Raw genomic sequence first — 12,239 nt, 5'->3', positions numbered from 1 at the left:
TTGATGAAAGCATATTCGAAAGATGAAATTGTTGAACAAGCGAAAGAATTAGCAAAAATGATTTCTGAAACAGAAGAGGTTGATTTTTTTAAGAAAGCAGAGGCGCAAATTCATAAAAATGAAAATGTAAAGCGCGCAATCGATGAAATTAAAGCACTGCAAAAACAAGCAGTAAACTTGCAACATTACGGGAAATGGGAAGCTTTAAAAAAGGTAGAAGCTGAAATTGATGCATTGCAAGATAAGTTAGACAGTATTCCAGTCGTACAAGAATTTAAATCTTCACAAACATACGTAAATGACTTATTACAGTTAGTTGCTAGTACAATTTCTAACAACGTAACAGATGAAATATTAATTTCAACTGGTGGCGATGTACTTAAGGGTGAAACTGGCGCAGCGGTAGAAAGTAAAAAAGGAAATTGTGGTTGTTAAAGAGATGTCATATTGACATCTCTTTTTTTTGTGGATTAAACGTAAGTTCTTCTCAAAAAAAAGAATGACACATTCCGCTATTGTCACGCATATGATTAAGTGAATAGTGATTGAGGAGGGTTACGAATGTCCGAATTTAGAGAGATTATTACAAAAGCAGTGGTTGGAAAAGGACGTAAGTATACAAAGTCAACGCATACATGTGAATCGAATAATGAACCAACAAGTATTTTAGGGTGCTGGGTAATTAACCACTCGTACGAAGCAAGAAAGAATGGGAAGCATGTGGAAATTGAAGGTTTCTATGATGTGAACACTTGGTATTCATTTGATGGAAATACAAAGACTGAAGTTGTAACAGAACGTGTGAACTACACGGACGAAGTAAGCATTGGTTATCGTGATAAAAACTTTTCTGGTGACGATTTAGAAATTATTGCTCGTGTTATTCAGCCACCAAATTGTTTAGAAGCGCTTGTATCACCAAACGGTAATAAAATTGTTGTAACTGTAGAACGTGAATTTGTAACAGAAGTAGTTGGAGAAACGAAAATTTGTGTAAGTGTAAATCCTGAAGGCTGCGTAGAATCAGATGATGATTTTCAAATTGCTGATGATGAATTTGAAGAATTAGATCCGAACTTTATCGTTGATGCAGAAGAAGAGTAATAGAAAGCTAGGGAGAAGTTCTTCCTAGCTTTTTACTTTATATAAGTGGCGTTGAATGAACATGATTCTTTATGAAATATGTTATAATGAAGAAAGACTCCTGAAATAGGAGATATGGATGTTCGTGAAATGCGACATATATGAATATAGATTATTATGTAAGAATTATGGAGGAAAAGTATGACGCAATATACCCCTATGATACAGCAATATTTAAAGGTTAAGGCAGATTATCAAGATGCCTTTTTATTTTTTCGCTTAGGCGATTTTTATGAAATGTTCTTTGAGGATGCTGTAAAAGCAGCTCATGAGCTTGAGATTACATTAACGAGCCGAGATGGTGGCAGTAGTGATCGTATACCGATGTGCGGTGTACCGCATCATGCAGCTAAAAACTATATTGAACAACTTGTTGAAAAAGGATATAAAGTTGCTGTTTGTGAGCAAGTGGAAGATCCAAAAACAGCTAAAGGTGTAGTGCGCCGTGAAGTAGTACAACTAATTACGCCAGGAACGATGATGGAAGGGCGTACAATTGATGAGAAAGAAAACAATTTCTTAGCCGCATTAACACATTTTGAAGATGGATCATATGCTTTAGCTTGTAATGATTTAACGACTGGACAAAATACAGTAACGTTGTTAACTGGTTCAGTAGAAGATATTTTATTGGAAGTGTATGCAACTGGTTCGAAAGAAATTGTTGTAGATTCTTCATTTTCTAAAGATGAATTAAATAAATTAACTGAAACGTTAAAAATGACAATTTCATATGAAGATGCAACGGCAATTCCTGAAGGATTAGAACATCTTGTGAAAAATGTTTCGCAAGCAAAGTTAATTAAAGCGATTGGACGCTTATTTAACTATGTGATAAGAACGCAAAAACGTTCATTAGATCATTTACAACCTGTAGAAATTTATTATACGAATCAATTTATGAAAATTGATGTGCATTCAAAGCGAAATTTAGAGCTGACAGAAACACTTCGAACGAAAGAAAAAACAGGATCATTATTATGGCTATTGGATAAAACAAAAACAGCTATGGGTGGTCGTATGTTAAAACAGTGGATGGAACGTCCACTTATTCAGAAAGAAAAAGTTGAAGAGCGTTTAGAAATGGTTGAAACATTTGTAAATGATTACTTCTTACGTGAAGATTTAAAAGAAAAATTAAAAGAAGTATATGATTTAGAACGTTTAGCAGGAAAAGTTGCATTTGGTAATGTCAATGCAAGGGACTTATTACAGTTAAGACGATCTTTACTTCAAGTACCAGCTATTTTAGAAGCGATTAGTTTGTTAGATAATGCTTATGCAGCAAGGTTAATTCAAGGGGCGGATCCATGTGAGAGCTTAACTGAATTACTAGGAAGAAGTATTCAAGAAAACCCACCGCTTTCTATTAAAGATGGAGATATTATTAAAGACGGTTATAATGACAAGCTTGATCAATATCGTTACGTTAGTAAAAACGGAAAAACGTGGATCGCTGAGCTTGAAAAACGAGAGCGTGATATTACAGGAGTTAAATCGTTAAAAATCGGGTACAACCGTATTTTCGGCTACTACATTGAAGTGACGAAGGCGAATCTTGCAGCACTTCCAGAAGGCCGCTACGAACGAAAACAAACGCTTGCTAATGCTGAACGTTTCATTACAGATGAACTGAAAGAAAAAGAAACGTTAATTTTAGAAGCAGAAGAAAAAATTGTACAACTAGAATACGATTTATTTACAGCGCTTCGTGAAGAAGTAAAAGTATTTATTCCGAAATTACAACATTTAGCAAAAGTAATTAGTGAATTAGACGTACTGCAAAGTTTTGCGACAGTTAGTGAAGAAGAACAGTTTGTAAAACCTGTACTAACAACGAAGCGTGAAATCTTTATTAAGGATGGTCGTCATCCTGTCGTTGAAAAAGTATTGAACGGGAAATTGTATGTACCGAATGATTGTATTATGCCAGAGAAGATGGATGTCTTTTTAATTACAGGACCGAACATGTCTGGTAAAAGTACGTATATGAGACAATTAGCACTTGTAACTGTTATGTCGCAAATCGGTTGTTTCGTACCAGCAACAGAAGCAGTATTACCTGTATTTGATCAAATCTTTACGAGAATTGGTGCAGCAGATGATTTAATTTCAGGTCAAAGTACATTTATGGTTGAAATGTTAGAAGCGAAAAATGCAATTGCAAACGCATCAGAAAGAAGTTTAATTTTATTTGATGAAATTGGACGTGGTACATCTACGTACGATGGTATGGCACTTGCGCAAGCAATCATTGAACATATTCATGACCAAATTGGTGCGAAAACGTTATTCTCTACGCATTATCATGAATTGACGGTGCTAGAAGAAAGTTTAGATCAACTGAAAAATGTACACGTTTCAGCAATTGAAGAGAATGGTAAAGTAGTATTCCTTCATAAAATTCAAGATGGAGCAGCAGATAAAAGTTACGGAATCCACGTTGCGCAACTTGCAGAGCTTCCAGATAGCTTAATTGCCCGTGCGAAAGAAGTGTTAGCACAACTAGAAGGACAAGAAGAAATTATTATTCCAAAGCGTGTAGAAGTGAAAGTGCAGGAGCAAGAAGTTATTCCAGAACCTGTAGTTGTAAAAGAAGAGCCAGTAGAAGTACCAGAGGCGAAAGTAGAGACTGAGGAAGAATCACAACTATCTTTCTTTGGAGGAGAACAGTCTTCGAAGAAACAAGACAAGCTTGCGTTAGATCAAAAAGAAACAGCAGTACTGGCGCAAATTAAAAAAATTGATTTACTTGATATGACGCCTTTAGAAGCGATGAACGAACTGTATCGCTTACAGAAAAAGTTAAAGAAAGGATGAGTAAGTAGATGGGGAAAATTCGCAAACTCGATGACCAACTCTCTAACTTAATTGCGGCAGGAGAAGTAGTAGAGCGTCCTGCTTCAGTCGTAAAAGAACTTGTGGAAAATTCTATCGATGCGAATAGTACATCTATTGAAATCCACTTAGAAGAAGCTGGTTTATCGAAAATTCGCATCATTGATAATGGAGATGGCATTGCAGAAGAAGATTGCATCGTAGCTTTTGAACGACATGCGACAAGTAAAATTAAAGATGAAAACGATCTGTTTCGCATCAGAACACTCGGTTTCCGTGGTGAGGCATTGCCGAGTATCGCCTCAGTTAGTGAATTAGAATTAATCACTAGCACAGGTGATGCACCTGGTACACACCTTATTATTAAAGGTGGAGACATTATAAAACAAGAAAAAACAGCGAGCCGAAAAGGAACAGATATTACAGTACAAAACTTATTCTTTAATACACCAGCTCGTCTAAAATATATGAAAACCATTCATACAGAGCTTGGGAATATTACAGATATTGTGTATCGTATTGCAATGTCACATCCAGAAGTATCGTTAAAGCTGTTTCATAATGAAAAAAAATTGCTTCATACGTCAGGTAATGGTGATGTAAGACAAGTACTTGCATCGATTTACAGCATTCAAGTTGCGAAGAAACTTGTTCCGATTGAAGCTGAATCTTTAGATTTCACAATTACAGGCTATGTAACATTACCAGAAGTAACGAGAGCATCTCGAAATTATATGTCAACAATCGTAAATGGCCGTTACGTTCGAAACTTTGTATTAATGAAAGCAATTCAGCAAGGATATCATACATTACTGCCAGTCGGACGATATCCAATCGGATTTTTATCGATTGAAATGGATCCAATGCTTGTTGACGTTAACGTACATCCTGCGAAATTAGAAGTTCGTTTTAGTAAAGAACAAGAATTGCTAAAGCTTATCGAAGAAACATTGCAAGCTGCATTCAAAAAAATACAGCTCATCCCAGATGCAGGTGTAACAACGAAGAAAAAAGAAAAAGATGAAAGTGTGCAAGAACAATTCCAGTTTGAGCATGCGAAGCCGAAAGAATCATCCATGCCGGACATCGTTTTACCGACTGGTATGGATGAAAAACAAGAAGAACCGCAGGCTGTGAAACAACCAGCACAACATTGGCAACCACCGAAGCAAGAATGGCAACCACCACAGTCGCTAGTAAGAGAAGAGCAAAGTTGGCAAACATCTACTAAACCGATAATGGAAGAACCGATTCGAGAAGAAAAATCGTGGGACAGTAACGAAGAGGATTTTGAACTAGAGGAATTAGAAGTAGAAGTTCAGGAAATAAAAGAGATTGAAATGAACGGTAATGACTTACCACCGCTTTACCCAATTGGACAAATGCATGGAACATATATTTTTGCTCAAAATGATAAAGGCTTATATATGATTGATCAACATGCTGCGCAGGAACGTATCAACTATGAATATTTCCGTGATAAAGTAGGAAGGGTAGCGCAAGAAGTACAAGAACTACTTGTACCGTACCGTATTGACTTATCTCTTACTGAATTTTTACGTGTCGAAGAGCAGCTAGAAGAACTGAAAAAAGTTGGTCTATTCTTAGAACAATTCGGCCATCAATCTTTTATCGTCCGCTCGCACCCAACGTGGTTCCCGAAAGGACAAGAAACAGAAATTATCGATGAAATGATGGAGCAAGTCGTCAAACTAAAAAAAGTTGATATTAAAAAATTACGTGAAGAAGCAGCTATTATGATGAGCTGTAAAGCATCGATTAAAGCGAATCAATATTTAACGAACGATCAAATATTTGCTTTACTTGAAGAACTTCGTACAACAACAAACCCATACACATGTCCGCATGGAAGACCGATTCTTGTGCATCATTCTACTTATGAATTGGAGAAGATGTTTAAGAGGGTTATGTAGAGTGAATAAATTACATTTCAAAAGGGGGCAACATTTACTGTTGCTCCCTTTTAATATGTAGATTTAATTGTTAAACGAGAATATGGTGAAGTAATTTTGCAGTTTATTTCTTGGCTGCGTTAGCTTACATTTATCTATGTATAAAAAAGCGCTGTATACAGCACTTTTTAAAAGGTGCATGAATTGTATAATGAAGATTTTTACATTATTAAAGACATAACTATGCATGGCCCAATATTGATTCGTATTTGGTTAATTGTCATAAGGATCTATACGATTATTTATTTTTATTATTATTAATTTTTTCCGTATATAACACCTGTTCTTTATAGTGTTTTTTAATTGGGAAAGTATGTGTACCAGAGCCGTTTTTGAATTTTTTATCAATGGGGTTCTTTAGAGGGATTGTTGTAGTTTCTGTAAATTCATATGGGTAGTTGATTTTAGATTTATCTTCAAACATGAAAATGCCTCCTTTTAGGATTTCCTGAATTCTTTACTATAACATGATATGCATATAGATTTTTTTTGGACTAGTTATTTATAGAGGTTAATGGAATTTAATTATGTAACTACTGAAGTATTTTAAAGGAAAACAATTCGAGAAAGATATTGTATGAATAGCCGCTCACTATTATTGTTGTTTTAAGTTATTATGGTGTATTTGAAATTCACGTACCATATCGGTCTATCTAACAAGTACTATGTGACGATCTCTTTTATATATAGTTGAAGTTAATTTTGCATATATATTCGTTATAAATTGTTTTTATAATATGATTCATATAGGTTTTTCTTGATAATATAATGCAAGAGATTATAGTCTTATTAGGTTATTAGGAACATTTAATGCTGTTTCATAACTGAAAGGGAATTGAAAAAAAACTGAAACTTTTCTCATAAAAATTCAATCTAACTTGAAAAATGAAAGGAAAATGAAATTTTCCAAAAGATATTCTTTGTTAAGATAAAAAGCATACATACAAAAAGTATTGATATATCTTAAAAATGTATTTTCAAGATATAGTGGGGGAAAAGATGAGATTAGAAAAACAATTAATAAAAAAGATGTATTATGAAACATTCCTAATGGAGAATGAAACAAAACCAACTCTTGACGTACTTGGACAAGCTTATGTAAACGAAGAAAAAAATGAGATTTCTGATGGGTCTTATATTCGTTTTGCACAAGGTGAATTTTATTATCGTCATCAAGATTTTGAAGCAGCTATTTTTAAATGGGAGAAGGTTAGTAATGAATTAGCACCATGGGCACAAAAAAATATTGCGGATGCTTATTTCGAACTTAATCAATTATCATATGCTGAAAATATTTATACTTCCATTACTACTGATAATAAAATATTGATGACCGAAATTAGACTACAATTACTTTCTCTTTACATTGAGCAAAATAATTTTGACTCAGCTTTCGGTGTTATTAAAGAAGCAGTTTCTTTAAATCCTGATTATCCGAATGTCACAAAAATTGCCCGTTCCTTTTATGAGGAACAGCAAGATTTTGATAGTGCAGTAGAGCTTGCTGTGAATGAGTTAATTCGCATAGAATCGTATCCTTGGTTTGAGGTGTTAAAAGGATATATCGATAAAGGGTTTACTAAACATATTTCACCAGACTATTTTTATGATGCATTAGCTACATTAAATAATGTAGATCAAGTACAATTTACGCAAATGGTTTCATCACTCTGGAACAGTTATAAAAATGAAAAAAATTACTTATTGTGGCTTAACACAATAAATGAATTTTTCTTACATATTGAAATACATTCGTCCGATATATGGAACAAAGTTTCTGCTCTTTACGAAGAAACGTACTTTGCATTAATTCAAGGTCAATATACGCTTAGACAATTAAACGATATCATACCAAATCTGTTAGCAAATTGGTTAAAGGTGGTCAATCCATCTTATGCTGTATTTCCATCTGCAGCTGTATTGGCATGGGATGAGATTTTCCCTTCCAAAATAGATTCAGCAAATATAGAACATGCGGAAAACTTACTGTCACATTCTATTAATCATGTAAATGGCTTAGAGTACAGCTTACACCTTTTTGAATCTATTACACAATGGGCACAAAAGCACAATATAGAAATAGGTCACCGATTTAAATGGCTAGTTGACGAGCTCGCAGATTTAAGAACAAATCGTATTTTAGTAACGGGAACTTCAGGAAACGGAAAAACTACATTTATTAACTCTATATTAGGAGAAAATATATTAGAAAAATCAATTTCAAATGTAGTAGTTTTAAAAAATGATGCTCATATAGAAATAAACGCTATAACAGACTCAGCAATTACAACAACGGAAGATGTCTCTGATTACCATAATATGATGTCTCAGCACTATCAAACATATAGAGATAGAGCATGTGTTGAATTTAAATTACCATGCAGATTTTTAAATGATAATAAACTTACATTTGTAGTGACACCGGGCTTTAATAGGAATAACGACACTAGAGATGAGATATTCGAATATTTAAATTCTGTAGACAAATTACTGTTCGTATTGAATGCGGATTCACCTTTTACTGATAAAGAACGTGACATTCTATTAAGTATTCAAGAACATACACCAAATTTACAAATTCATTTCTTATTAAATAAAATCGATAACATTTACAGTGAAGCAGAAGTAAAAAGGGTATTACATGATACGGCAGCGAGAATAAACACATATTTCCCGCATGCGAGAATTTTCCCTTATTCTTCGTTATATACAAGTAGTCAACAATTAAATGATTTAACTGAGTTTATTCATTTTAACTTTAATCATAAACATATAGATGCAGAACGTACTGAAAAGTTATTATATTTCATTCGAAAAACAATTACATATCTTTTGGATAAACGTGTTGAGAAAGAAAACAATCTAGTGGATGCTATTAATTGGAATGAAGATATGCTAGTGAAACTAAACGGTAGCATTAATAACCTTACTGCATTTGAGAGGGAAAAAATTCATCTCATTACACAATCATATCGTTCAATGAAAACTGAAATTACAAATGATCTTACTGAAAATATTCCGAAGATATTAAAGAGCTGTTCTAATTTAATTAGTGAAGAAAGTGATTTCGGGCACATGGATACGGAACTAAATAAAGCAATGAATAAAAGAGTGCATAAATATTTAGAACAAACTGTATTACCTAATCTTGCTCTTTCTATGCAAAATTGGATTGCAACTTCTAATAATGAGCTTCTTCAAAGTCAAACGTATTTAGAAGAACTTAGTGAAGGGCTTAATTCACTATTTGGAGAAAATAGAATACAGTTAGAATGTGACTTTAAAGTGCTTGATGACTGGCGCAGGGATACTGACAGAATGACGACTAGAATACAAATGGATGAAGTAAATATTTTACGTCGATTTACGCCAGCACAATTTTTACTGAAAAGTGCCGGTAAATTATTTGGAGTTCTTCCTAAAAATAAATCTATGCTATATAACAAATACAAACAGTATGTAGAAAATGAAGATTATACTGAAGTAACGGCTTCTATTATGAAGAAATTTTTCTTGCAATTTGAGCTGTTTGAAAACACACAAGAGCGAGATATAAATATATTCTTTAGGAATCCATTTAACTCCTTGAAGCAAGCTGTAGAAAACACGCATTTAGAAATAAAAGAAAAACAAGAGATATTACATAAGATGAAATCAAACCCTGAAATCTATCATGATTCTATCATGCTCTTTGAATTGAGAATGCGTCAATGTGAAGTGATTTTAAATATAGGTGATGATAATACCTATACGGATGTAGCTTTAGAAACAAGTGTAGAATAAAAGTAAAATACATCAGATTTTTCATATGAAATTGCATGATGTGTTATAAGAAAGTAAAAGGGAGCAACTGTAATAAGTTGCTCCTTTTTCATATATAGATTATTTTTCAGTTTCTTTAATTTTAGTTTGCACTTCGCCAGTTTTAATTTTATTGCTTTCTGAGAAGCGTAATAAATCGCCTTCAATAATTTTGTCAGACATTCGTAATTCATTTTGGGCACGTTTAATGAGGGCTTGAGCTTCTTTTTTTGGTAAATCTACAATTTCACCTGTTATACGGTTGTAGAAAGTGTTGTTTTTGTATGCATACTTATCTGTAACGAAGCTACCATCACGTAAAACAACAAAGCCAGTATATTCATCTGAAAACATATCATGGCCAAAACGAATATCATTCGTAGAATCAACACCTAATAAATTTAGAATAGTAGGTTTCATATCGATTTGTCCCGTAGGCTTTGAAATAGTTTGACCTTCTGTTTGTCCAGGGATATGAATATATAAAGGCGTACGTTGTAAATTTAAAGTATCAAATTCTGTTATTTGATCTTTTTCTAAAAACTGTGCCATTGCACGATTATGTTTTTCGGAAATACCATAATGATCACCGTATAACACAATAATAGAATCATCGTAAAGCCCCTCGGCTTTTAGACGTTCAATAAATTTTTTAATTGATTCGTCTAAGTAACGTGCTGTTACGATGTAACGATCAAATACGCCATTACCAGAGTTGTATGGTTCAATGAATTTTGTATCTTCATCATACGTAAACGGATAATGGTTTGTTAAAGTAAGGAAACGAGCATAGAATGGTTGATCAACAGTTTTTAATATATCTACTGATTGATCAAAGTATTCGATATCTTTTAATCCCCAATTTAAATTTGTTTCTGGCGTAATTTTGTAATCAAGCTCATTATAGTAACGATCATAACCAAGAGCAGAGTACATAATATTACGATTCCAAAATGTTGCGTTATTCGCATGGAATACAGAAGTGAAATAACCTTGCTGACGTAAAATTTCTGGAGTCGCAGTATAATCATTGTTACCGTGTGTGAAGAATACAGCCCCTCGATTTAATGGATACAACGACGTATCGATTAGAAATTCAGAATCGGATGTTTTCCCTTGACCAGTTTGATGGAAAAAGTTATCAAAGTAATAACTTTCATTTATGAATTCATTTAGGAATGGTGTAACTTCTTGCCCATTGACTGATGCGCCTATTAAGAAGGTCTGCAAGGATTCAAGAGTGACGACAATTACGTTTTTTCCTTTCGCTGCACCAAACATATTAGGGTTTGGCTCGCTTTGGTTTGCTTTTACGTAGTTTTCAGTTTCTTGTAATTTACTACTATCAGCAAGTGCTTTTTGTGACCCAGCTTTTACTTGCAGTGTTAAGTCATATACTTGGTGAGTATATAAGCCTAAATTTTTGACAAGCATTACCCGGTCGAATGATCTCGTTAATAATTCAGGGCGCTCTTTTTCTGCAAGATGTAGATTCGCAAAGAATACACCAATCGTTAAAAGAAAGTATAACAAGCGTGTAGAATGAGTTACACGTTCTGTTTTAAAGACCAATGATTTCTTTTTTAATAAAATAAAGAAGAAAACAATGTCTACGAATGCGAGTATAATTTTGTAGTTTAATATTTCTATAATACTGCCGCCTAATTGGCCAAAGTTTGAGGTTTGTCCAAGTACTGGTAATGTAACGAAATCACTATAAAAATCATAGAACATTACATTTCCAACAAGCACGATCGTTAATAAGAAATTAATACATAGCGCTATATAATTTCGCTTTTCACCAGTTGCAAATAATGCTAATCCAACAAATGCTAATGATGCGGCTAGAGGGCTAATAAACAAAATAAGCTCTTGCGTTGATGACTCAATTTTTAAATCAAAACTGAATCGCGTAATAAGATATGTTTTTAACCATACTGCTAAAGCCATTATTATAACAAAGCTTATATTTTGTATTTGTAAATTTATTTTATTCTTCATTTTTACACCTTCTTTATACAATTTATTTAATTGAAGTTATATATTATGTTTTTATAACTATTAAAGTGTAATGAACCATTTAGACTCTGTTTTCTAAAGGGAATAATTTGAAGTATTCATATACATACAATGGGGATTTTTAAAGCGTAGTAGCATAAATATAACTCTTTTTGAGAAACGGGCAGAACAAGTCATTGTTGTAGTGAAATTGACTTATAGACATCCTACCATATTAAACACTATGATGATGTTACAAAATATCGAACAAATGAAAGTGAAAATGGATAGAGACTTTTAAAACTGTTGACATTCAATTTATTAAAATTGAATGCCAATCGTTTTAAATATACAGTTATGTTACATATGTATTTTGTAAAATTCCGATTCTTTGTCAGTTAATCATTAGCCGGGAAGGATAGGAGGGGTTATTAAAACACTTTTACTATATATAAGTAAAAGTGTTTTGAAATTGAAAATATTTGA

Annotated in this window: 7 protein-coding genes; 5 read left to right on the top strand and 2 right to left on the bottom strand. The window is 33.2% G+C overall.

All coding sequences use genetic code 11. The features are described from left to right. Window positions 1–3 precede the first annotated feature (3 nt). The 4 genes from MHI26_RS19210 (at window position 4) to mutL (ending at window position 5,915) form a co-directional block, all read left to right on the top strand. Window positions 4–435, top strand: a complete 432-nt coding sequence (locus MHI26_RS19210; RefSeq protein ID WP_000649387.1) for a RicAFT regulatory complex protein RicA family protein — start codon at window positions 4–6, stop codon at window positions 433–435. 126 nt (window positions 436–561) lie between these two features. Further along, window positions 562–1,104 (top strand): outer spore coat protein CotE, encoded by a 543-nt coding sequence (gene cotE / locus MHI26_RS19205; RefSeq protein WP_001288799.1) that lies wholly within the window; start codon window positions 562–564, stop codon window positions 1,102–1,104. A 180-nt stretch (window positions 1,105–1,284) separates the two neighbouring features. Further along, window positions 1,285–3,963, top strand: a complete 2,679-nt coding sequence (gene mutS, locus MHI26_RS19200; protein WP_000195992.1) for a DNA mismatch repair protein MutS — start codon at window positions 1,285–1,287, stop codon at window positions 3,961–3,963. Between the two features lie 8 nt (window positions 3,964–3,971). After that, a complete protein-coding gene (mutL, locus tag MHI26_RS19195) occupies window positions 3,972–5,915 on the top strand; it encodes a DNA mismatch repair endonuclease MutL (protein WP_061666407.1) in 1,944 nt (647 codons plus the stop codon). 277 nt (window positions 5,916–6,192) lie between these two features. On the opposite strand, the gene MHI26_RS19190 is transcribed toward mutL, so the two are convergent. Continuing rightward, complete coding sequence (locus tag MHI26_RS19190) at window positions 6,193–6,378, bottom strand: hypothetical protein (RefSeq protein ID WP_000461126.1); 186 nt, start codon at window positions 6,376–6,378, stop codon at window positions 6,193–6,195. A gap of 575 nt (window positions 6,379–6,953) precedes the next feature. Here MHI26_RS19190 and MHI26_RS19185 point away from each other — a divergent pair. Next, complete coding sequence (locus MHI26_RS19185; protein ID WP_061666408.1) at window positions 6,954–9,737, top strand: dynamin family protein; 2,784 nt, start codon at window positions 6,954–6,956, stop codon at window positions 9,735–9,737. Between the two features lie 99 nt (window positions 9,738–9,836). Here the strand turns inward: MHI26_RS19185 and MHI26_RS19180 are convergent, their stop codons facing one another. Beyond that, the gene (locus MHI26_RS19180) at window positions 9,837–11,756 is read right to left on the bottom strand and encodes an LTA synthase family protein (RefSeq protein WP_061666409.1); all 1,920 of its coding nucleotides are present in this window, start codon (window positions 11,754–11,756) and stop codon (window positions 9,837–9,839) included. Between the last annotated feature and the right edge of the window lie 483 nt (window positions 11,757–12,239).

The organism is Bacillus sp. FSL K6-1218 (assembly GCF_038006445.1).
Taxonomy (GTDB): domain Bacteria; phylum Bacillota; class Bacilli; order Bacillales; family Bacillaceae_G; genus Bacillus_A; species Bacillus_A thuringiensis_S.
The sequence above is the reverse complement of the archived record's forward strand: the minus strand, read 5'-3'. Positions and strand labels throughout refer to the sequence as shown.